This window comes from Hymenobacter cellulosilyticus (assembly GCF_022919215.1).
In the GTDB taxonomy this organism is placed as follows: domain Bacteria; phylum Bacteroidota; class Bacteroidia; order Cytophagales; family Hymenobacteraceae; genus Hymenobacter; species Hymenobacter cellulosilyticus.
In genome coordinates this window covers 2,798,674-2,820,147 of the sequence record NZ_CP095046.1, presented here as the reverse complement: position 1 = coordinate 2,820,147, position 21,474 = coordinate 2,798,674, and the positions used below count along the sequence as shown (strand labels likewise).

At 60.8% G+C, this 21,474-nt stretch carries 25 protein-coding genes and 2 pseudogenes; 20 read left to right on the top strand and 7 right to left on the bottom strand.

Annotated features, from left to right (window positions below):
• The first annotated feature begins 19 nt into the window (after positions 1-19).
• The 6 genes from MUN79_RS13860 to MUN79_RS13835 all read left to right on the top strand — a co-directional run bounded on the left by MUN79_RS13860 (position 20) and on the right by MUN79_RS13835 (position 3,826).
• Positions 20-694 carry a response regulator transcription factor gene (locus MUN79_RS13860; RefSeq protein ID WP_244678189.1) on the top strand — a complete coding sequence of 225 codons (675 nt, stop codon included), beginning with the start codon at positions 20-22 and terminating at the stop codon, positions 692-694.
• Positions 695-864: 170 nt separating this feature from the next.
• Positions 865-1,491, top strand: coding sequence for a hypothetical protein (locus MUN79_RS13855; RefSeq protein ID WP_244678188.1), 627 nt, complete (start codon positions 865-867; stop codon positions 1,489-1,491).
• On the top strand, positions 1,488-2,180 hold the full coding sequence (locus MUN79_RS13850; protein WP_244678187.1) for a sensor histidine kinase: 693 nt from the start codon (positions 1,488-1,490) through the stop codon (positions 2,178-2,180). The genes MUN79_RS13855 and MUN79_RS13850 overlap by 4 nt, the downstream gene beginning before the upstream one ends.
• Before the next feature lie 165 nt (positions 2,181-2,345).
• On the top strand, positions 2,346-2,840 hold the full coding sequence (locus MUN79_RS13845) for a hypothetical protein (RefSeq protein WP_244678186.1): 495 nt from the start codon (positions 2,346-2,348) through the stop codon (positions 2,838-2,840).
• A 142-nt stretch (positions 2,841-2,982) separates the two neighbouring features.
• Positions 2,983-3,279: a T9SS type A sorting domain-containing protein gene (locus MUN79_RS13840; RefSeq protein WP_244678185.1), complete on the top strand. Its 297-nt coding sequence runs from the start codon at positions 2,983-2,985 to the stop codon at positions 3,277-3,279.
• 109 nt (positions 3,280-3,388) lie between these two features.
• Positions 3,389-3,826: an STAS/SEC14 domain-containing protein gene (locus MUN79_RS13835; RefSeq protein ID WP_244678184.1), complete on the top strand. Its 438-nt coding sequence runs from the start codon at positions 3,389-3,391 to the stop codon at positions 3,824-3,826.
• A 123-nt stretch (positions 3,827-3,949) separates the two neighbouring features.
• Here the strand turns inward: MUN79_RS13835 and MUN79_RS13830 are convergent, their stop codons facing one another.
• Complete coding sequence (locus tag MUN79_RS13830) at positions 3,950-4,342, bottom strand: hypothetical protein (RefSeq protein ID WP_244678183.1); 393 nt, start codon at positions 4,340-4,342, stop codon at positions 3,950-3,952.
• A 496-nt stretch (positions 4,343-4,838) separates the two neighbouring features.
• Between MUN79_RS13830 and MUN79_RS32265 the strand changes: the two genes are divergently transcribed.
• The 6 genes and pseudogenes from MUN79_RS32265 to MUN79_RS13800 all read left to right on the top strand — a co-directional run bounded on the left by MUN79_RS32265 (position 4,839) and on the right by MUN79_RS13800 (position 9,127).
• The gene (locus MUN79_RS32265; RefSeq protein WP_244678182.1) at positions 4,839-5,087 is read left to right on the top strand and encodes an EamA family transporter; all 249 of its coding nucleotides are present in this window, start codon (positions 4,839-4,841) and stop codon (positions 5,085-5,087) included.
• A 125-nt stretch (positions 5,088-5,212) separates the two neighbouring features.
• A complete protein-coding gene (locus MUN79_RS13820; protein WP_244678181.1) occupies positions 5,213-5,605 on the top strand; it encodes a fasciclin domain-containing protein in 393 nt (130 codons plus the stop codon).
• A gap of 2 nt (positions 5,606-5,607) precedes the next feature.
• A complete protein-coding gene (locus MUN79_RS13815; RefSeq protein ID WP_244678180.1) occupies positions 5,608-5,925 on the top strand; it encodes a fasciclin domain-containing protein in 318 nt (105 codons plus the stop codon).
• 233 nt (positions 5,926-6,158) lie between these two features.
• A pseudogene (locus tag MUN79_RS30070) lies at positions 6,159-6,856 on the top strand (endonuclease); the annotation flags it as partial.
• Positions 6,836-8,470 carry a Calx-beta domain-containing protein gene (locus tag MUN79_RS13805; protein WP_375378256.1) on the top strand — a complete coding sequence of 545 codons (1,635 nt, stop codon included), beginning with the start codon at positions 6,836-6,838 and terminating at the stop codon, positions 8,468-8,470. The pseudogene MUN79_RS30070 and the gene MUN79_RS13805, both read left to right, overlap by 21 nt.
• 237 nt (positions 8,471-8,707) lie before the next feature.
• Positions 8,708-9,127 (top strand): hypothetical protein, encoded by a 420-nt coding sequence (locus tag MUN79_RS13800; RefSeq protein ID WP_244678178.1) that lies wholly within the window; start codon positions 8,708-8,710, stop codon positions 9,125-9,127.
• A 35-nt stretch (positions 9,128-9,162) separates the two neighbouring features.
• Here the strand turns inward: MUN79_RS13800 and MUN79_RS13795 are convergent, their stop codons facing one another.
• Positions 9,163-9,447 carry a GNAT family N-acetyltransferase gene (locus MUN79_RS13795; RefSeq protein ID WP_244678177.1) on the bottom strand — a complete coding sequence of 95 codons (285 nt, stop codon included), beginning with the start codon at positions 9,445-9,447 and terminating at the stop codon, positions 9,163-9,165.
• A 246-nt stretch (positions 9,448-9,693) separates the two neighbouring features.
• On the opposite strand from MUN79_RS13795, the gene MUN79_RS13790 reads away from it, so the two are divergent.
• The 4 genes from MUN79_RS13790 to MUN79_RS13775 all read left to right on the top strand — a co-directional run bounded on the left by MUN79_RS13790 (position 9,694) and on the right by MUN79_RS13775 (position 12,629).
• Entirely contained in the window at positions 9,694-10,203 is a 510-nt protein-coding gene (locus tag MUN79_RS13790) for a hypothetical protein (RefSeq protein WP_244678176.1), read from the top strand.
• Positions 10,204-10,234: 31 nt separating this feature from the next.
• Positions 10,235-10,513 carry a hypothetical protein gene (locus MUN79_RS13785; protein ID WP_244678175.1) on the top strand — a complete coding sequence of 93 codons (279 nt, stop codon included), beginning with the start codon at positions 10,235-10,237 and terminating at the stop codon, positions 10,511-10,513.
• Positions 10,514-10,719: 206 nt separating this feature from the next.
• The gene (locus MUN79_RS13780; RefSeq protein ID WP_244678174.1) at positions 10,720-11,535 is read left to right on the top strand and encodes a universal stress protein; all 816 of its coding nucleotides are present in this window, start codon (positions 10,720-10,722) and stop codon (positions 11,533-11,535) included.
• A 59-nt stretch (positions 11,536-11,594) separates the two neighbouring features.
• Entirely contained in the window at positions 11,595-12,629 is a 1,035-nt protein-coding gene (locus MUN79_RS13775) for a Gfo/Idh/MocA family protein (RefSeq protein ID WP_244678173.1), read from the top strand.
• Positions 12,630-12,827: 198 nt separating this feature from the next.
• Here the strand turns inward: MUN79_RS13775 and MUN79_RS13770 are convergent, their stop codons facing one another.
• The 5 genes and pseudogenes from MUN79_RS13770 to MUN79_RS13750 all read right to left on the bottom strand — a co-directional run.
• The gene (locus MUN79_RS13770; RefSeq protein WP_244678172.1) at positions 12,828-13,598 is read right to left on the bottom strand and encodes a LytR/AlgR family response regulator transcription factor; all 771 of its coding nucleotides are present in this window, start codon (positions 13,596-13,598) and stop codon (positions 12,828-12,830) included.
• A complete protein-coding gene (locus tag MUN79_RS13765; RefSeq protein ID WP_244678171.1) occupies positions 13,595-14,650 on the bottom strand; it encodes a sensor histidine kinase in 1,056 nt (351 codons plus the stop codon). The genes MUN79_RS13770 and MUN79_RS13765 overlap by 4 nt, the downstream gene beginning before the upstream one ends.
• A 19-nt stretch (positions 14,651-14,669) precedes the next feature.
• Positions 14,670-15,497: a DUF5694 domain-containing protein gene (locus MUN79_RS13760; protein WP_244678170.1), complete on the bottom strand. Its 828-nt coding sequence runs from the start codon at positions 15,495-15,497 to the stop codon at positions 14,670-14,672.
• Between the two features lie 123 nt (positions 15,498-15,620).
• On the bottom strand, positions 15,621-16,754 hold the full coding sequence (locus tag MUN79_RS13755) for a TonB-dependent receptor domain-containing protein (RefSeq protein WP_244678333.1): 1,134 nt from the start codon (positions 16,752-16,754) through the stop codon (positions 15,621-15,623).
• Positions 16,755-17,347: 593 nt separating this feature from the next.
• A pseudogene (locus tag MUN79_RS13750) lies at positions 17,348-17,755 on the bottom strand (TonB-dependent receptor plug domain-containing protein); the annotation flags it as partial.
• A gap of 129 nt (positions 17,756-17,884) precedes the next feature.
• Here MUN79_RS13750 and MUN79_RS13745 point away from each other — a divergent pair.
• The 4 genes from MUN79_RS13745 to MUN79_RS13730 all read left to right on the top strand — a co-directional run bounded on the left by MUN79_RS13745 (position 17,885) and on the right by MUN79_RS13730 (position 21,437).
• Complete coding sequence (locus tag MUN79_RS13745) at positions 17,885-18,616, top strand: hypothetical protein (protein WP_244678169.1); 732 nt, start codon at positions 17,885-17,887, stop codon at positions 18,614-18,616.
• 57 nt (positions 18,617-18,673) lie between these two features.
• Complete coding sequence (locus MUN79_RS13740; RefSeq protein WP_244678168.1) at positions 18,674-19,450, top strand: DUF2490 domain-containing protein; 777 nt, start codon at positions 18,674-18,676, stop codon at positions 19,448-19,450.
• A gap of 99 nt (positions 19,451-19,549) precedes the next feature.
• A complete protein-coding gene (locus tag MUN79_RS13735; RefSeq protein ID WP_244678167.1) occupies positions 19,550-20,776 on the top strand; it encodes a PQQ-dependent sugar dehydrogenase in 1,227 nt (408 codons plus the stop codon).
• Between the two features lie 229 nt (positions 20,777-21,005).
• A complete protein-coding gene (locus tag MUN79_RS13730; RefSeq protein WP_244678166.1) occupies positions 21,006-21,437 on the top strand; it encodes a hypothetical protein in 432 nt (143 codons plus the stop codon).
• Positions 21,438-21,474 lie beyond the last annotated feature (37 nt).

Below are 21,474 nucleotides of genomic sequence, written 5' to 3'. Positions count from 1 at the left end.
CGCTGCCTTTTAGTTTGTCATGACGGTTCTTATCGTGGAAGATGAGCGCACCCTGGCCCGCGAGCTGGGCATCTTCCTGCACCAGCAAAACTTTACCTGCACCGTGGCCCGCACGGCCCGCGAGGCCCGCTCCCACCTGGCCGACACGCCCTTCGACTTTGTGCTGCTGGACCTGGGCCTGCCCGATGGCGACGGCCTCGACGTGCTGGCCGAAGCCAAGCAAAACGATTTGACGGCAGCCGTTATCATCCTCACGGCCCGGGGCGCGGTAGAGGACCGGATTGGCGGCCTGGAGCTGGGCGCCGACGATTACCTGGCCAAACCCTTCTCCCTACCCGAGCTGCTGGCCCGCATGCACGCTATTACGCGCCGCCGCTTTGGCTTGCACAAGCCGCTGGTGGGCTGCGGCGACTTCGAGCTGGACCTGCAGGCCCGCCGCCTGCTGCACCAGGGTCAGGAAGTAAGCTTGTCGGTCAAAGAGTTCGACGTGCTGAGCTACCTGGTGCTGCACAAAAACCGGGTGATGACCCGCCTGCAGCTGACGGAGCATATCTGGGGCAACCTGCCCGAAGCCGGCTTCGACTCCAACTACATCGACGCCCACATCAAAAACCTGCGCAAAAAGCTCGGGCAGCTGGCCGACGTGGAATGGCTCGAAACCGTACGCGGCGTGGGCTACCGGGCCCGGCTGTGAGGTATTTATTGGCCAAAATCAGAATAGCTTACACCACACGTCATGCGGCGCACAGCCGAAGCATCTCTACTACCAGAGGAACTAGTTACTTTGGTGATAGAGTGCCTCGGCTGCGCTCCGCATGACGGCCTTTTTTATACCGCTGCCTGCTATTCTAAATCCTTCCTCTTTTGAAGCTTAGCACCAAATTCACCTTATTTAACGGCCTCTCGCGGGTGGTAATTCTGCTGCTGCTGGTGGTGGTGCTGCCGCCGGTAATGAGTCGGCTGGCCCTGGTATCGACGGATAACCGCCTAGCCCAGAAAAAGGAAAAAGTGCTGCGCCTGATTCGCCGCAACGGCATCTCCACCTTTATTGAGGGCGACCAGTCGTCGTATGGTAGCTACAACCTGCTCAAGGAGGAGTTTATTTCGCTCGAGGAAATTCCGCCCGGACCGCGCATCGACGTGATTGAGGACTCGAAGCGGGCCGTGGAAGATGAGATTGTCGAGTACCGGGTGCTGAGCTATTCCTTTGCCCAGGGCCCGAAATACTATCTGCTCGAAATCGGGCGCAGCACGGGCAGCATCGACGAGACGGAGCGCAACTTCCGCACCTACGCCTTCTACATCCTGCTGGCGGCCGTGGCCCTGACTACCCTGGCCGACCTGGCTTTTTTCCGTTACCTGCTCGAGCCGTTTTACGTCATCATCCGGCAGCGGCTCAAGAATGCCCACCACCCGGCCGCCTTCAACTTCACCCCGTCCCGACGACGACCGACGACTTTCGCTACCTCGATGAGAGCCTGCGGGAAATGATGACCACCATTCAGGCCTCCTTTTCCAAGGAACGCAAGTTTATTGCCGACGCCTCCCACGAGCTGCTTACCCCACTGGCCGCCCTGCAGTACCGCTTCGATAACATGCTATCGGACGAAAGCCTGTCGGATGAAAACCTGCTGCGGGTGGTGGAGTCGCAACGCACGGTGCACCGGCTGCGCACCATCATCAAGTCGTTGCTGATGATTTCCAAAATCGAAAACGACCAGTTTCCGCGCACCGAAACCGTCTCCCTGGCCCAGCTGGTAGCCGAGGTCAGTGAGGAAGTGCAGGATCGGCTGGCCGTGCTGAACCTCACCCTGACTCAGGAAGTACAGCCCGACTTTGTGGTGCAGGGCGCCAACCGCGGCCTGCTGTTTACCCTGCTGTTCAACCTGGTCGGCAATGCCATCAAGTACAACCGGGAAGGCGGGCAAATCATGCTGCTGGGGCGGCCCGAGGCCCCAGCCGGATACGTGCTGGAAGTGCGCGACACGGGCCGGGGCATCAGCAAGGAGCAGCTGCCCCGCCTGTTTCACCGCTTCGATAAGGGCAGCACCACCGATCCGGACAGCTACGGGCTGGGGCTGTCCATTGCCCGCACCATTGCCGATCTGCACGGCATCCGCATCGAGGTCAACTCCATCGAAGGGCTGGGCACCTCTTTTTTGCTTTTTTTCCCGGGGTAGTAACTAGCAGCAAAATGCTAAAGAGGGCCTAAAAAGGGCTTTTCGGCTGCTGTAGCAGCTTAAGCGGGGCTGCGCTTATCATATTCGCATCATGTTGGGGTAGTAGCATTGGGCACTAACCTGCGGTATGCAAGTACCGCGCGACCTTCACCTAACACCTGCGCTATGCGTGCCCTGTCCCCTATTTCTACTGCTGCTCCTCACTTTCTCGACAGCGTGGCCTCTTGGTGGAGCCATGCTCTGATTTTGCTTAGCCTGCTGATGATGGCCCGCGCCACCCGCGCCCAACTACCAGAAGCCGAGCAGCTCGCCTTCAACGAATCTGCTGGCGGGGGCGCTACTGCCGCGTATGCCGGCGCCGTATTTGCCTACGACGGTGGCAGCCGGTGTGCTGGCACGGTGGGCCAACTGGTACCGGCCTGGGCCAATGGAGCCCAACCAGGCACGTTCTCAGCTAGTCCGGCGGGCCTGAGCATCGATTCCAAAACGGGCGTAGTTGACCTGGCCCGCAGCCGGGCTGGAGCCTACACCATCACCAACACCTTGGCTGCCGGGGCAGCACCAGTTTGTCGGCCAGCACGTTTCTGGTGCTGCACACGCTGCCTAGCCCCACGCTCCGAGCCAGTGGGCCCACCACCTTTGCCCCCGGAGGCGCCGTAACGCTCACCGCCAGTGGGGCGGCGAAGGCGCGACCTACCAGTTTTTCAACAACGGCCAGCTGATTGCCGACGCTACGAGCAACACCTACACCGCCACAGCCGGCGGCTCCTATACCGTACTGGTTATCAACCCGGGCAGCTGCGTGGCCGCTTCGGGGGCCGTACCCGTTACGGTAACGCCGGCCCCGGCAAAAGCAGCTCCGGAGCTCAGCATTGCGCCTAACCCTACGCCCGCAAGCTTTACTATCCTTACCGGCGCTGGAACTGAGGCCGCCCGGATCTCGGTGCGCAACAGTCGCGGGGAGGAAGTCCAGACCGGAATCGTACCGGCTGGTGTACGCTCCCACAAGGTTGATCTGGGTGGGCTGCCCGCCGGCACTTATATTCTGCAGGTCAGCACGGCCACGGGCAGCGCGACGCGGCGCGTGGTGCGCGAATAGCAGCCGCCCCACAGACCGAAACCGCCGGGTCGTTTAGAGTTGTTCCCGGCAGCCCCGGCCCGACTCTTTTTCCAAGTCCACAGTTCAGGATCTTCACTTCTTTTTCCGGATGGTGTTTCCGTATATTGGAGTTCCGACTTCACCCGATTCCTGGATGGAAATCCTCTACGATACGCCTTCCCTGTCCATCTCTTATGATGAGCTCAACCAGTGGCTTTACGTGGAGTGGAAGGGACAGCACAATGAGGTATCAGCCGTGACGGGTGGCGACTTAGTTTTGCGCTTGCTGCAGCAGTACCCCTGCACCAAGATGCTCAACGACAACAGCCAAGTGACCTCCGACTGGGACAAGGGCGCAGCCTGGGTGGGCGGGCACTATTACGACCAGCTGGCCAGCCAGGGCGTGCGGTTTGTGGCCTGGGTGTATCCACCCCACTGGCGGGCCCGCAAATCGATGGACAAGGCCATGCAGTTTGTCACGCGCCCAATGGTCGTTACCTTCGATGATCTGGCTACGGCCTACGAGTGGCTCCGCACCACCTTCTGAATTTACTACGTATTTACACTTGCCAAAAAGGGCCGGCGCTTGATTGCGTCGGCCCTTTTTGTGGCAAGAATAGTTTACCAGCGTGTTTGTTTGGGCATAGCTCAGAAAGGAAGTACAGAGGGCTTAGGCGGCCTGCTCGCGGGCATCGGCGGGAGCGCCGAGGTGTAAAGCTTGCAGGGCAGTTTGGGTATCTTGCATCAAAGACAGCGCGACGCCGCCGTGCTTTTCAAAAAACGCTTCGATCTGCTCCAGCAGCAGGCTCGGATCATCGGAGTCAAGCTCGGCCACGATTTGAGTCATGGAAGAAATGTTCTCGCAGGTGGTCAGCATGTAGCCGGGCTCGTGCAGCCAGGAATACACAAACAGCGCCGCCCCATCCTGAGCGGTGTAGATATGCTGGTAGCGCACGTCCGTCGGGGGAATGTAGGCACCTTCCCCACTGCGGCTGGAATGGAACAGGGAGTAGCTTGGGACCAATGGCACAAAGCCCAGGTTGTGCAAATATGTGTCTTTCATGGCAGTCGTCTTTTGAAGGTCTACTCGGGGAGGAAAGTAGCTTAGAACGCTTCCAAGATTGCCGTCTTCTGGCCGGATAGAAAGGAAAATTTATTGGCAATTGTGACGCATAACCCAGAGCCATTTCACGACATTATTGACCTCTTATTTTGCCTTATGCTCCTAAACGCCATGATTTTTGGAACGAGTGTTACCAAATTGTGACATGATTTTATCGATAATTCTCTTCCCCATCCTGCCCATTATAGATAAACAAGCGGCCTCTAGCGGCGTATTGCCAACGAGCCAGCTGGTAAAAGCAGGGCTCTATTATATATATAAATTTTTACATGTGGTGGTTTTACGCGCTTCTCTCGGCTAGCTTCGCGGCGCTTACCGCCGTGCTGGCCAAAGTGGGCATCAAAGGCGTCAATTCGGACCTGGCCACGGCCATCCGGACGCTGGTGATTCTGCTCGTGGCCTGGAGCATTGTGGCCGCCAGGGGTACTATGGGGAAGTGGGCAGCCTCACGCCGCGCAACTGGCTCTTCCTTGCCTTGTCGGGCGGGGCCACGGGCTTGTCGTGGATCTTTTACTTCCGGGCCCTGCAGTTGGGACAGGTGTCGCAGGTAGCGCCCGTGGATAAGCTGAGCGTGGCGCTGGCTATCGTGCTGTCGGTAGTTTTCCTGGGCGAGAAACTCACGCCCCACGTGGCCGCAGGGGCCGCCCTGATCATAATCGGCACGCTGGTGTTAATTTGGGGCTAAGCTCGTGGTCAGGTCGTGCGCGATAGTAGCGCAAGCGCCAGGGTATGGTCCGCGGCCAACCCATTCTAGTCCATCCTTCGCTGAGCTCGACCGTATAGCGGGCATCATTCTATCCTTTCTACCCGATGTTGAAACCGTTTCTCTTTGTTCTGGCGCTGGCCTCGTTGCTCACCTCAGCCCTGGCCGCTACCGCCCAGTCCCAACCAGCGGCCCCATCGAAGTCCGATGCTACGAAAGCTAAAACCCGGCAGGGCGGTACAGTCGCCAAATCCAAGGTGGCTGCTGACGGCGAAGTGAAGCACAAGAACAAGGTCGCCAATGGCAGCAAGCTCAAGTCCAAAACCAAGCCCGCGCCGGCCGCTGGCAAAATAGCGGCGGGGGTAGTAGTGGGTGGCAACCTGATGATGCCCGACAAGGACCTCGTGGAAAACGCCCTGAACTCCACCGACCACACCACGCTGGTTTCGGCACTGCGGGCCGGCGGCCTGGTCGAAACCCTCAAGGGCCCGGGCCGGTAACCGTGTTTGCGCCCACCAATGCCGCCTTCGACAAGCTGCCCGCCGGCACGGTCAATACGCTCCTGCTGCCCGAAAACAAGCAGCGCCTCAGCACGATTCTGGCCTACCACGTGGTATCGGGGCGCCTGCTGGCCAGTGACCTGCAGGACGGGCAGCAGCTGACTACCGTGGAAGGCGAAACCCTGACCGTGGGGCGCAATGGCAACGTGGTAGTGGTACGCGACGTGCGCGGCGGCACGGCTACCATAACGATTTCCAACGTGCTTTCCCGCAACGGCGTCACTCACGTAATCGACACGGTGCTAATGCCCACGAAGTAGCCACAAGGCCTATCCACGGCCGGTTTAAACAGCCCTTCTTCAGGCAGGTAGTACCCTTTGGCAAAAGCGGCTGTTATCAGACGGTTATTATTTTTCAGAGAAAAGGCCCGGGAAATATTCCCCGGGCCTTTTTTGTGCCGAAAACCTGCTCGTGCAGCAGCTCAAAAGCTGGGGCTACCGAATGATTTTCGGATATTTGGTTTCCTCTCATTCCGTTCTTTTTCTTTTTTCGCATGAAACACCTCTTCGCATGGGCTGTGGCCGCTGCAATGAGTCTGAGTACGGCCGTTACGGCGCAAGTAATGCCCGCGGCTCCTCCTTCCAACTTGCAGGGGCAGGCACTCAAAGACTGGTTGCGGGCCAACTGGTACGACGGCAAGCGCATCGACCTGGGCTACGACCAGGCCCGCGGCAAAATGTACAACTACGTTGACGTGTTCAACGGCCGGCTGACCTGCGTGTACTCGGGCTATTCGGTCCCCAAAAACATTGACTCGACGGCCACCAGCACCGGCGGTGTGGGTCTGATCAACTGTGAGCACACCATTCCGCAGTCGTGGTTCAACGAGGTGAGCCGGATGAAGTCCGACATTCACCACCTGTTCCCGACCTACACCCAGTGGAACTCGAACCGCAGCAACGACATGTTTGCCGATGTGCCCGACAACCAGACCCAGATCTGGATGCGGAACACGACCAGCCAGAGCACGATTCCGACGAGCAACATCGACGAGTGGAGCGAAGACGGCGGCTCCCTGTTTGAGCCCGCGAAGACCACAAGGGCAACGTGGCCCGCTGTGCCTTCTACTTCTACACCATGCACCAAGGCCAGACCTTTGATGCGGGCAAAGACGTCATTACCGGCCTGGCCGACCTGCAGACCCTGTACCGCTGGCACCTGGCCGACCCGGTGGATGCGCACGAGCGGGAGCGGAACCGCCGCGCGGCCAAAAGCCAGGGCAACTACAACCCTTACATTGCCTACCCCGAACTGGTGGCCCGCGCCTATGGCCTGATTGCCCAGCCGACCTTCGCCTTCACCACGGCTACCGGCTCTACCCTCGAAGGCAACAGTGGCACGAAAACCTACACGGCCACCATTAGCGTCGACCCCGCTCCTACCGCCACCATTTCGGTGCAGGTCAGCGCGGATGCGGCCAACTCCTCGGCCCTGAGCCCCGAAGACTACACCTTTGCCACCCAGACGCTGACTTTCGCGGCGGGTGAAACCTCCAAAACGGTAAGCGTAACGGTAAACGGCGACACCAAGTCGGAAGCCGACGAAGTGGTGCAGCTCAAGCTGAGCGGCCCCAGCACGGGCAGCAGCACCGGCAGTGCCTCCACCCACTCTCTGGTAATCACCAACGACGACGGGGAGCCCACGACGCTGAAGTTTGCCTCGGCTTCCGGCTCCCTCCTCGAGGGCAACACCGGCACCCAGACCTACACCGTGAACGTGACCCTGACCGGCTCGGCCAACGCGGCTGCCGTTACGGTGCCCGTCAGCGTACTGGCCGGCTCTACCAGCGCCAACGCTGCTGACTATACCCTGAACACCACCTCGTTGACGTTTGCCGCGGGTCAGACCAACCAGACCCTGCCCGTTACCATTACCGTAAACGGCGACGTGACGCCCGAGGCCAGCGAAACGGTGTACCTGACGCTGGGCACGCCTTCGGGTGGGGCCATAGTCGGCAACCCCGGCGCCCACGCCTTTATCATCACCAACGACGACCAGAACCCCGGCGGCGCGCCCTGCACGCAGCTGTACTTCTCGGAATACGTGGAGGCCAGCAGCGGCAACAACAAGGTGCTTGAAATCTTCAACCCTTCCCAGTTTACCGTTGAGCTGACCGGCATGCGGGTCGACTTGTTTGCCAACGGCGCCACCACGCCTACCACGCAGGCGCTGTCGGGCAGTATTGCCCCCGGCGACGTGTACGTTATTGCCAACCCCGGCTCTTCGCCGGCCGTGCTGGCCCTGGCCGACCTGACTTCCAACGTTACCTTCTTCAACGGGGACGACGCCATTGCCCTGTTCGACGGCACCGATACGCTGGACGTTATCGGGGTAATCGGGCAGCGGCCAGCTGCTACCGGCTGGGCTATTCCCGGCGGGGGCTCCACTACCGACAACACCCTGGTGCGCAAAGCTACCGTGGCCCAGGGCGAAGCCCGCTGGTCGCGCGGGGCGGCTACCTGGGAAGCCAAGGGTGCCGACGTCGTTTCCAACCTGGGCAGCCACGCCTCGGCCTGCCTGCTCCTGGGTACGAAGGCGGCAGCAGTGGTAACCAACAAGCTGCAAGTGTATCCCACGCCGACCAGCCAGCTGCTGCACGTGCGCCTGCCCGAAGCGGCAGCCCGCACCCAGGCCTCCATTACCGTGTTCAACGCCCTGGGCCAGCAGGTGCTGACCCGTCAGCAGCCGCTCGGTGGCTCCACCGAAGCCACGCTGGACGTGCGCACTCTGCCCGCCGGCCTGTACACGGTGCGGGTAGCACTGGACGGCAAGGTTTACACCAGCCGCGCGGTCGTGCAGCCCTAACCTGCGGCGCACCCCATACGGCAAAAAGCCTGGGCTTCTTTGGAAGCCCAGGCTTTTTTTATTGCCCCTGGTCTGAGGATAACCGACGTTACTCGCAACGGTCGGCTAAATAGCCTGGCTGGTACGATTATGTCGCCGGGCCGTCGTATTTTTGCGGTTAGAACTATAGCTAGGATACTGCCTGAAAGACAAAGTTGTCGACTCGGCTGGTAGCAAGCAGTTTGGTCTACCTGCTTTATGTCGATTCTTACGCCCCGCGAAACACTTTACTTTTCCAACCCAGTTCTGCAGCTTAGCCACGACTCGGGCGGGTATCTGCGGCTGCGCTGGACTAGCACCGGCGGCACGGAAGACGAGCTGCGCAGCACCTACTTGCAGGTACGGCAGGCCATGCGGCATTTCCGGACGGGCAAAACCATGAGCATTCACCAGAACCGGCCCCTGATTCCGGTGCCGGTGCAGCAGTGGCTGGCCGCCGAGTGGATTCCGGGCAGCGTGCGGGAAGCGGGGTATAGTCACTGCGCCATTGTGGAAAGTCACAACCCCATGGCCCGGCTGGCTTCACAGGCCGTGAGCCTGACTGCACCAACGGCTTTGGCGTTTCGCCATTTCCCTACCGAAGCGGCGGCTGATGCCTGGCTGCGGCAAAACGCCTAGCTTTTTCCTGCCCTTAGAACTGCTACAAGAAGTGACTAGGCCTGCAGGTCCTGGTATTCGGGGTGGCGCTCCACGTAGGTTTTCATAAAGGCACAGCTGGTCTTGATGCGTAGCTGCTGGTCGCGGGCATACTGCAGGCCGGCTACAGCCAGGGCTTCGCCCACGCCCTGGCCGCGTAGGTTTTCATCGACGAAGGTGTGGGTGAAGTCAATGACCGTGTCGCTGGGGCGGCTGTAGGCCAGCTCCGACTCGTAGCCCTGCGCGGAGGCGTAAAAGGTCTGGTCTTCTTCGTTGTGGGTGACGGTGACGTTTGGTTTCATACAAGTAAGCTGACAAAGTACGGGTTAATCAGGCTGCATACGCAGGCTACCGCCGCGGGTAGGCAGCGGAAGCCTTGGCCGGAGGCAATAAATGGCCCCTACCTGAAGCGTAGTACCCCCGGCTAGCTCGACGGGTAGCCCCACTTCTTGATTTTGGCGGGGGCCGTAGCCAAATCTGCCGCGGCTGCGTACACAAGGCTAGCGCACCACTTAGGTGCCCACCAACCTAACTACTCTCTTTCCGCCATGCAAAATCATCCCAACGACGGCAGCAACGATAATCCGGACGAGTTCAGCGAGTTCCGCAAGGATAAAATTGACAATAAGGGCCCCGAAAACCATCAGGAAGGCGCCATGCGGGCCGGTGCTACTGCCGAAAACGGTCAGGACGTACCCAATAGCCCCAAGCCCAACACGTTTGCCACGAACACGCCAGCCTACGGCGAATTTGGCGGCGTTTCCAATAACACCGCTCCGGCTATCAATGGCCAGGATGCCTACTCGCACCCGGCCGGCAACAACCCCGGCGGGGTAGCAGCTCCCAACGTGACGGAGTCTGACCAGCGCGGGGCGGCCCCGCAAAACCGGGCCACTGGTACCGTACTTCAGAACCTGGACTCCGACGACCAAGCGCGCCGGGAAGCCAACAAGGAAGACGACCCGCGCTATGGCAGCGGCACCCGCAACTGGGCCACCAATGAGCCGGCCAACCGCAGCACCGGCCCCGAAGATCCGAACGACAGCGCATTGAACTAGCCTCGCGCCTTCCGCGCTTAACGCCACCCTTATGGACAAGCAGAAAAAATCAGCCGCCTCGAATGAACCCCAGACGGACGGCGCTAAAATGAGCCCCGAACAGCAAAAGCACCACGACGAGCTGTATAACTACAAGCGCGACGAAGAAGGCACGCTGGATACGTCTGCCCAACTGGAGCAGGAAACCCTGGGCATTCCCGATGATACCACCGTGCCCGGCGCTACCGGTGACCTGGCCGCTACCGGAGACCAGCAGGACAACATCATTATCGAGTCGAACAACAACTACGACGGCGACAACAACCGCTAACCCGGGAAGCTGCCGGGGCTTAGGCCGCTGGCCGCTTACGCTGCGTTTAGTATTCAAAAAGCCGCTCAGCCATTGGCCGAGCGGCTTTTTTGTGGCCTGATTCAGAGCACAGCAGCGCCGGCCGAACCGGATAAATGGTGCCATGGGCAACGGCCGGCGCGGGTTGCAGTATATATAAGTCCTGCACCTGCTAATCGTGTTTTTGTATGCCTGCACCCCTGCTCGTACTCACCGACTTTACGCCCGCTGCCGATGCCGCCCTACAGTATGCCGCTACTCTTGCGGCCCACCTGCAAGTGCCGTTGGTGCTGCTACACGTAAACCGCAACTCGATTTTTGACCCGGAAACTTTTACCGGCAAGATTCACCACCGCAGTGAAGGCGAAATTGCCGTAGCCCTAAACGAGCGAATTCAGGGTCTGAAAGTGCCGGCCATACCCGCCATGACAACCGGCCGCTCCACTGCCGCTATTCGCGAGATAGTGCAGCAGCACCAGCCCGCCCTGCTGGTGCTGGGCCGCCCCAGCGTGGCTGAGCTGCCCGATGAGCTTGTTAGCACCACTTCCCTGGACCTGCTAAGCGAAATTCAGTATCCGCTGCTCATTGTGCCTACTGCTACAGTGCCTCAGCTGCCGCAGCGCCTGGCCCTGGCCGCCGACAATAACCCGTTTCAGCTGGCAGCTCCCGCCGGCCCGGTCCAACAACTACTTAGCGCGCTGCACACGACTGCCACCATCGTGCACGTGGCCGAACCCGAAGACAACGACTCTTGCCATTCCGCCCTGGGCAGCGTGCAGCGGGCCGGCCTGCTGACCGACGGGCAAAACCCGGTGGCTACGCACGGGGTGCGCAATCTGGACATTCCCCGGGGCATCGAGCAAGCCGTAAAGGATATCCATGCCGACTTGCTGGTGCTTATTGCGCGGCGGCACAACATACTAGGGCGGCTGTTTCACCGCAGCATCACGGCCCAGATGATTCGCCAGACCCAGCTGCCCGTGCTGGTGCTTCCTACCGTATAACCGCGCTTATTCCAGGCGCAATTGTTCTAACCGGGGTTGTCATGCCCTCTTCCTAAGCTATGAGATCAACGGAATCCGACAAGCTTGGCTTTGCCATTGTGGGCCTGGGCAAGTTTGCCACTGAGCAGATCATGCCCAACTTCAAGGCCTGCCAGCACGCCCGCCTCGCGGCCTTGGTGAGCGGCTCGCCCGATAAGGCCCGCAAGCTGGCTGCCCAGTACGACCTGCCCGAAACCAGCGTCTACAGCTACGACAACTTCGATTCCATCAAGGATAATCCGGACGTGGACATTGTGTACATCATCCTGCCCAACTCCCTGCATGCCGAGTTTACCATCCGGGCGGCGGAGGCGGGCAAGCACGTGCTCTGCGAGAAGCCTATGGCCACATCGGTGGAAGACTGCGAGAAGATGATTGCCGCCTGCCAGCAAGCCGACCGGAAGCTGATGATTGCCTACCGGGCCCATTTCGAGCCATTTAACCTGGACGCCATTGAACGCATCCGCAAGGGTGAGCTGGGCACGATCAAGGCTATTACTTCCGACCACGGCCGCCCCGTGAAGCCCACCGAAGACGAGGCCGACGTGTGGCGGGTGGTCAAAAAGCTGGCGGGCGGCGGCTCCCTCATGGACATTGGCATCTACGCCCTGAACGCGGCCCGCTACCTCAGCGGCGAAGAGCCCGTGGAGGTTACGGCCCAGGAGTTCAGCGACAAATCGGACCCGCGCTTTGCCGAGGTCGAAGACAACATTCACTTCACCTTGCGCTTTCCCAGCGGCGTGCTGGCTTCCTGTACCAGTTCCTACAGCTACTCAGAGGTCAAGCGCGGCCGGGTATTCGGCGACAAAGCCTGGCTCGACCTCGACCCGCTGTCGGACTACAAGAAGCACACAATGAAAATCGGGGACGACGAAGGCAAGCAGGAGCCCGAAATCGAGGAAGGCAACCAGTTTGCCGCCGAACTGGACCACATGGCCGAGTGCGTGCTGCACAACAAAACGCCCAAAACACCCGGCGAAGAAGGCCTCAAGGACGTGCGCTACATCATGGCCATTTACGAAGCCGCCAAAACCGGCAAAGCCGTGAAAGTGTAGATTACCAAACCCCGTGTCATTGCGAGGAACGAAGCAATCCGTCCTCTAAAATGTGCTGAGCTTGCTTCCATGAAAAGCCCTTTCCTGTTTACTACGGGGAAGGGCTTTGTGGGTAATGAATGTGTCATACTGCGCAGAGGACGGATTGCTTCGTTCCTCGCAATGACACAAAACTCACCACTTCACCATATCACCATTTCACCGATCCAGCCAGCTTTTGAAGGGGGCGGCCCGCTCACTGCTGACCAGCACCTCAGCGTCGACGGGTGGGGACAGGGTGAGCTTGAGGCGGCCTTTGAAGTAGGCGTGGATTTCGTGGATGGCGGGCAGGCTGGCCAGGAATTTCCGGTTGAGGCGAAAGAACAGCGCCGGGTCGAGGCGCTCCTCCAGGTCGTCGAGGGTGAAGTCGACCACATAGCGCGGGCCGGCGCCCGTGACGAGGTAGGTGTACTTATCTTCGGCGAAAAAGTAGGCTACTTCGGCCGCGGCAATGGTTTTGATGCGCTGCCCGGCCCGCACCAGGAAGCGGGCTTTGTAGCGCGCCTCGCTGGCCCGCAGCTCATCGAGCAGGCGCAGGTAGTCGATGGTGGCGGGCGGGGCCGGGGCCAGGGTGCGGCGCAGGGCTTCGTACTTGCGGAAGGCATCGGCCACGGCCCGGGGCGTGAGCGGCTTGAGCAGGTAATCAATGCTGTTGACGCGGAACGCCTGGATGGCGTACTGATCGAAGGCCGTGGTAAACACCACCGGGCAGGGCACCGCGGTTTGGGCGAATATCTCGAAGCCCAGTCCATCGGCCAGGTGAATGTCGAGAAACAGCAAATCGGGGGCGGCGTGGGTGCTAAGCCAGGCCACCGTGTCGGCCACCGAGTCGAGGCAAGCCACGATGGTGGAGGCCGGGTCGTAGGCCCGGATCAGCTCCACCAGCTTGTCGGCAGCCAGCTGCTCATCTTCTACTATCACGATTCTCATGCGGGTTCAAGCTCCAGCAAGGGCAGCTCCACGGTAAAGGCAGTCGGCCCGTGTTCGATGCGCAGCCGCCGCTCCGACAAAAACTCGTAGCGCTTGGCAATGTTGGCCAGGCCCAGACCCGTGCTTTTTTCCTGGCTGCCCCGGGCCTGCACGTTGTTGGTAACCAGGAGCGTGCCAGCCTCCTGGGCCCGCACGGCCACTATCAGCGGGCGGCTGGCCGCCACCACATTGTGCTTGATGGCGTTTTCGATAAGCATTTGCAGGGCCAGCGGGGGCAGGTAGTGCTGGTGCCACACGGCGGGCACGTCCAGCTCGACCACCAGGCCGGCAGCGAAGCGCTGCTGCAGCAAAAACACGTAGGCCTGCACCATTTCCAGCTCCTCGGCCACGGGTACCAACTCCCGCTCCTGACTGCTGAGCACGTAGCGGTACACCTGGGCAAACTGCTCGACGAACTCCTTGGCCAGGGGCTGGCTCCGGTCAATAAGCACGGAGAGAATGTTGAGGTTGTTGAAGAGAAAATGCGGACTCACCTGCTGGCGCAAGGCCGAAAGCCGGGCCTGGGTACTTTCGCGCTGCAGCCGCTCGGCCCGCACCTCGGCCTGCCGCCAGCGGCCCAGAAACTGCATGCCCAGCTGCGCACCCTGCACGATGCCGAACAGCGTGAGGGCGGCCCCGTTGATGAGCAGGAAAATAGGCAGGGTGTAGTGGCTGCCGGGGTTTTCGAGGTAGCGTAGGCTGTAGAGCTTGAAAATGGTGTAGGGCACGTTCACGATGACCAGGGCCAGCCCCGCGCTACCCAGCACCTGCAGCAGCAGCCGTACGCCTACCCCACTGGCCCAGGGCCGGCGGCGGTCCAGGTAGTCGGATACGGCGGCGGCGGCTTCCCACATCAGAAACACGAGCAGCAGCATCACGACGACGGCACTCCAGGCAAAGCCCGAGGGTTCCAGCACGCTGGCCGCGTAGTACACCATCGTGACGCAGAGCCCGATGAGCAGGGAGCCCAGCACCCGCACGCGCCGGGGCGAAAAAGCAAAGGAAGGCCGCATACATCGGGGCTAGTGCTGCTTATTTCAGAAAATCGTAGGCCTCGACCAGGTCGTACTCCGACGAGTTGGCTAAGATATTCTTTAAAAAGGACGTGTGCCCGTTGCCGTACACCACTAGTACCCGCTCCTGGGGTGAGGGCGCCACCTGCATGAGGTTGGCTACGATGCGGATGTTGCGCTCATAATAATCGGCGACCAGGCGGCTGCCGGCGGGCTCCTGGGGCGTGCCGTAGTGCAGCAGGCGCAGGTACCAGTCGTGGTAGAGGCGGTGCAGGGCCGGGTGGTTGATTTGCCGGAAGTAGGCGTCGAGCGGGGTTTTGAGCAGCACCTGCTCGTCGGCTTTCAGCATGGAATCAACCGATTGCACCTGCCGCTTCAGCCGCTCATCTTGGCCGTGGCGCTGGGCGTAGGCCATCAGCTCGCCAAACTCGAAGCGGCCGGGCGCATCAATGCCGTACACCCGCTCGTGGCCCAGCATCTTGGCCAGCCGGAAGCCTATCTGGTCGATTTCGTTGCGCTTGAGCTGGTAGGTGCCGGCCAGGTATTTCTGGTAGCGCACCTGCACCAGGGAGTCGTAGCGGGTACCGGGCGCCCATTCCAGGCAGATTTTGGTGGGCCGGAAGCGGGCCAGCTTTTCGGCCAGCTTCTGCAATTCCTGCTGGCGCTGGGGCGTGGTCACATCGTCGGCCTGCATGTTGACCAGGTCGGCGCCGGGGTTGCCCATGTGGTAGGAGCCCAGAATCATAACCTGGGCCCGGGCCGGCTTAGCCGCCCGCCGGGGGCCAAAGCTCAGCAGGGCCAGCACGGGCAATAGCAGTAGGAGCAAAAAGACGCGTAAGGGTTTCATAGGGCAGCTGTTGGGGTTAAGAATACCCAAAGCTGCCCCCGCTACGCTCCTACGCCAATGAGCTACCGACCAACCCGCCCGCCTTTCCCGACGGAGCCGGACACCACCCCGACGAAGCCGCCGCTACCAGCGCCAGCCGATGGTGGTGCCGCCGTAGAAATTGCGGCCCGGCGCGGGCTGGTAATAACGGCCCCCGAAGGCGTTCAGGTCGTTGCCGAGGCTGTAGCGCCGGTCCGTAGCATTTTCGACGCCCGCAAATACGTCCAGCTCCAGGTGGGCAAGCAGCGTTTGGCGCCAGCCGCCCCGGGCTGCAAAGGTCCAGTAGCCGGGCGCATAGACGGTGTTGGCATCGTTCAGGGGCAGGCGGGCCTGGTGGCTGAGCGTGGGGCTGAGGTAGAAGCCCAGCGCGGCGCCCGCGTCGAGGCCGGCGCTGAGCGTGTGGGGGGCAGTGCCGGTGAGGCGGTTGCCGCTAAAGTTGTCGGTGTTTTGCTGGTAGTCGTCGAAGCGGAAGTGGTTGTAGGCGTAGCTGCCCCACAGCCGCACCCCGTTGGTGAGCGTGCCAGCGCTGGGCAACGTCTGCGGGTTGCTGTCGGGCCGCCAGAGCCAGCCACTCACGGCCGCTTCTACGCCGCGCTGCCGGGTCGAGCCGGAGTTGGCAAACAGCTGAGCGCCCAGCTCATTGGTGCGCGTCACTATGGTTTGGTTCAGGCCAAAGTCGAAGGCAGCCACGTCGAACTGCAGCCGGTCTTGCAGGGCTTTTCCCCGCACGCCTACCTCGTAGCTCGTGCCCCGCTCGGCCTGCAAACCCGTATTGAGGCTGCCATCGGAAGGTCGGATTTCCTCCTCGGTGGGCGGCGAGAAACCGCTGCTTACACTCGCATAGGCCGAAATCAAGGGTGTAATTTCCTTGAGCAAAGCCACCCGGGGCGAGAGTTCGGGCCGGAAGCGGCGCTCCACTTCGTAGCCGGCGGGGTTGATGGTGCCACCGGCTACGCGGGTAATGTCGTAGGTCAGGCGGTTGTAGCTGGCGCCCACGGTAGCCAGCAAGCCGGCGGGCAACTCCAATTCGGCCTGGGCAAAGGCGAAACCCGTGTTGGTGCGAATATCATCGTCGTAGCGCAGGGCGCCGGTGCTGCCAGCCCGGTTGACGTAGTTGCGGGCGTTTTCCTGGCTGCTTTGCCACTCTCCGCCCCACTCAGGCGTAGCAACCGGCCGGCCAGCACGAGGCGGTAGGTAAAGGCCGTACGGCCGCCCCAGCCCACGGCCGTGTTCCGCTCATAATCTACCAGATACGGAGTGCGAATGACGGTGCCGGTGGTGTAGAGCGTGGTTTTGTTGGTGAAGGCCGGCGTGAAGCGGTACTCGTGCGAGATGCCCAGCAATGCCGTGCGCGAGGCATAGGCCGCCTGCTGCTCCACCGTACCGGGACTGGTAACGACGCCGGCGTTATTCACGGTGCGGGGCCGGGCCTGCCGGGGGTTCTGGTCGAACTGGGCCCGGGTGAGGCCGCCGGGCAGCTGGTAGCTCAGGTCGGTGTAGAGCAGGTGGGCGGCTAGGGTTTGCTTGTCGGAGGGCCGAAACTCTCCGTCCAGGGTAAGCACGTCGCGCAGGGCGGCGCTGTTTTCGCGGTAGCCGTCCAGACTCTGGTGCACGTACTGCGCCCGCAGCGCGCCGGTGGCCGAGCCGGTTTCGGTGAGTGCCGTGTAACGCCGCAAGCCGAAGCTGCCGGCCGTGAAACACACCTGGGCCCGGGACTCGCCGGGTGCAGCCTGGCGGTTCGAGAGCAGAATGGCCCCGCCCGTGCCGGCTCCGTACACGCTGGCCGCCGGGCCTTTGATAACCTCGATGCGCCCGATGGTGGCCGGGTCGAGCAGGTTGAAGGGGGTGCTGCCGCTGGCTTCGGTGAAGGGAATATCGTTGTAGTACACCTTCACGTTGCGCACCCCAAACGGGGAACGAAGGGTGCTACCGCGCACGCTGATCCGGTAGCTGGCCGTGGCCCGCTCTTCTAGCCGCACGCCCGGCAGGGTATTGACGGCCGCCGCCAGGGAGGACTGGTTGAACCGCTCGATACCCGCGGCGTCCAGCACGCTCACGCCACCAGCGGTGCGCCGCAGCGGCAGGTTGGTGCCGTAGCCGACGACAGTCGCCTCGGGCAGCTTCACCACGCGAGTAGTATCGGGAGTATCGGGGGTTTGGGCCCGGGCTGCTACAGACAGCAGGCTTAGGGGGCATAACAGTAAGAATCGGGGGAGCATACGCACAGGGCAAGTCAGTGCTTGTGCAAACGGGAAAGCAGGCGGGATGTTTGCCGCGTTTATCTGCGCAGTACGGTATCTTGGTTTCTGAATCCGCTGCGTTGCTCTATTCTACCTCCCGCTTTTTCTATGTACGCCCTGCGCCGCCACCGCCGCCACTTGCTGTTTCCGCCGGGTTTGCTGGCCCTGGCGTTTTTGTTGTTACTGGGCTGCTGGGTTGTAAATGGCAAGGCACCCCGGTTGAAGCCCTGGGCCGTTGTTGAGCTAGATGTGCCGCCCCTCAGGTACCAATCCACTATCCATAATTGGCAGTGGGAACACAGAGCTTTCCCTTTCAACTCTCTGGCCCAGCGCGAGTTATTTCGCCCGTGGCACATAATCACTTTTACCGGCAATATCTGGCAGGACTATTTTACCCGCCAACAGGCCGAGCACCTTACTCAGCAACTGCACAATAATTCAGATGAGGATCAGGGAGTCCAAATTCACTTTGCGTCCGGCGCCAAGTACTCAACCCTACTCAAAATGTTAGACCGGTGCAGAGACTTGAATTTGCGAAATCACTGGCTGGATATTCATTACACACCCACTACCTTATGCATCGTAACTACTAAACCAAGGGCAACTACTTATGATGGGGAATGGATACCTACATGCCTGGAATATCCGGAACCAGAACAAGGAATTCAACTCAAACCTTTGTCCGTAGGCACTTGGCTCGAAAATTACCTTGCCAAGTTCTTCCTGGCTAGCACCTGGGCCCCGCTGCTCCACCCTTCTTGGCGCCACCCAATGTACTTACTGCTCCTGCTGAGCCTGGCTTCGTTTAGCCGGCTTTTCCGGCAGTGGCGGCAGGCGTAAAATGGCTTCTTTGCCTTTCTAGCTCAACCTGAACCGCAAACCCGTCGTCTAACGGGTATGTCTCTTCTCAAGCCCGGCGCGACTTTTCTACTTTGCTGGGGCTCTTTCGCCGCTTTCGGGCAAGCCAACCGCATCCAGGACCGCAACCACATCGGCTGGTATGTGTACGAGGGCGACCATCAAATCAGTAAGCGCTGGACGCTGCACACCGAGTACCAGTGGCGGCGCACCGAGTTTCTGACCAAGCCCCAGCAGCAGTTGGCCCGCCTGGGCGCAGCCTACCAGCTTCGGCCCCGCCTAAGCGTGGCGGCCGGCTATACCAACCTGATAACCCGCCCCTACGGCGACTTTCCCACCGCCGACACCGGCGTACCCTTTCCCGAGCACCGCAGCTACCAAGACGTGCAGCTCAGCGACACCCTGGGCCGCCTCGGACTAGAGCAGCGCCTGCGGCTGGAACAGCGCTGGCAGGGCCAGTTAGCTGAGGGACAAGGTCGTACCGTGCAAAGCTGGGAATACCAAAACCGCATCCGCTACCAGCTGGCACTTACGCTGCCGCTGCAAGGAACTCGCCTTGACCCGGGCGAGTGGTACCTAATGGCCTTCGACGAGGTATTTCTGAGCTTCGGCCGTAACGTCAGCAAAGTATTCAACCAGAACCGGATTGGGGCGGGCCTGGGCTACCAGGTGCGGGACAATTTCAGCTTGGAGGGCCTGTATCTCTACCAGATAACCCAGCACGCAGAAGACGAGCCCGTTTCGGGTTTGCCCGTGTTTGAGTTCAACCAAGGCTTTCGGCTGGGAATATCCTACGATCTGACCTTGGCGAAGTAGGTTGCCGGGTTGTGCTACCGGGCTAGCCAGCAGGTTGTTTTGTAACCCTGCTACCGTTGAGCCGGTAAAGCTGAGCAGTATTTCCTTAACTATCCCCGTATGAAAATCCTGCTTTCCGGCTGCCTGACGGTAGCTACCCTGTTCTCTATACTCTCGGCCCAGGCCCAAAACGACTATGAGAAGACGGTAAAAGACGGTTTTGCCGTCAATGTGTTCAAGCCGGGAAAGGTAGACGCCACCGAGGCCTACGTGGCCCAGCTCAAGGCGCCGGCGGGCTTTACCGTCACCAAATTCGCTGAGAAAACCGGCAACCCGCGCATGCTAGCCGTAGCCCCCAACGGCGACGTGTACGTGTCGGACCGCACCAAGGGCACCGTGCAGCTGCTGCGCGACACGAACAAGGACGGCAAATCGGACCTGATGAAGGAAGTAGCCAAGCGCCCCGATCTGCACGGGCTGGCCCTGAAAGACGGCAAGCTCTACATCAGCGCCATCCGGGAGCTGTTCGTGGCCGACATCCAGGCCGACGGGACGCTGGGCGAATTGAAAACGCTCTACAAAGACCTGCCCGACGCCGGTCAGCACCCCAACCGCACCCTCAACTTTGCCCCCGATGGTAAGCTCTACCTCTCTGTAGGCAGCACCTGCAACGCCTGCGACGAGCGAAACAAGGAACAGGCCACGTTGCTGGTCGTGAATACGGACGGCTCGGGCCGGCAGGTGTTTGCCAAGGGCCTGCGCAACACCATCGGCTTCGGCTGGCACCCCGGCACCAAGGCCCTCTGGGGCTTCGACCACGGCATCGACTGGCTCGGCGACGAAGACCAGCGCGAGGAGCTTAACGAAATCAAGGAAGGCGCCGACTACGGCTGGCCCTACGTGTACGCCGACGGCAAAATCCCGCCCCACCCCCAGCCCGCCGACATGACGCCCGAGGAGTACGCAGCCAAAACCGTGAAGCCCACCCAGCTCTACGCCGCCCACGCGGCCCCGCTGGGTATGGTCTTTAACAAGGGTGCGCAGTTCCCGAAAGAGTACCGCAACGACGCCTTCGTGACCATGCACGGCTCCTGGAACCGCGCCCAGCCCTCGGGCTACCGCATCGTGCGCGTCAAATTCGACGCCCAGGGCAAGGCCATCCGCATCGAGGATTTCGTAACCGGCTGGCTTGTCAACAACAACAAGGAGCAGTTCGGCCGCGTCTGCGGCATTGCCCAGCACACCGACGGCTCTCTGCTCATTTCCGACGACTCCAACGGCGTGATTTACCGCGTGGCGTATGCCGGCGGCAAGTCGGCAGAGAAAGCCAAGGTGAAGAAAGGGTAAGCTGCTGAGAAAGGAACGTCATTCCGAGCCCAGCGAGGAATCCCGCGTGCTGACGTTGGATTAGTAACTCAACGACTGCACGCGAGATGCTTCGCTGCGCTCTGCATGACGTTCTTTTTACTTAATATCAGCACGCTTTAGGACGTTACTTGTTGGTCTAACCTTCCGCCCGGCCATGTCAACTGCTTCTCTTCGTCGGTACCACCGGCCCCTACAGTTTCCGCCCAGCTTGCTGATTTTAGTACTACTGCTGCTGGGCTGTCAGCAACTAGCGCAGCTGACCAACCAATGGATGCCCCGGTACGCGCTCAGCATCTTTCCTGTTTTCGAGAATAGCGGCAAATATCCTCGCCGTGGTATGCTTGTGTTTCCGTCGTTGCAGGAGCAGCAAAAGTTGCCGCTCCGGACGGTGACCTTTACCGGCAACCTCTGGCTGGACTACTTTGCCGCGCAGGAAGCCCAAGGAATCGTCCGGCGCTTACAGGCGGCCCCGGGAGAAGGTGACGGACTACGAATTCGGTTTGCCCATACGGCCCGGTATAGCTCCCTAATTTGGGCCCTGGACTGCTTTAATCAGGCGAATCTTCGAATGTGGTGGCTGGACATGCGCTACGGATCAACGAGCTTGCTAGTGGCAGGCGCTCATCATGTAACAATGTAGTTTCACCTTCGCCCTGTCATGTTATTCCACCCTGTTC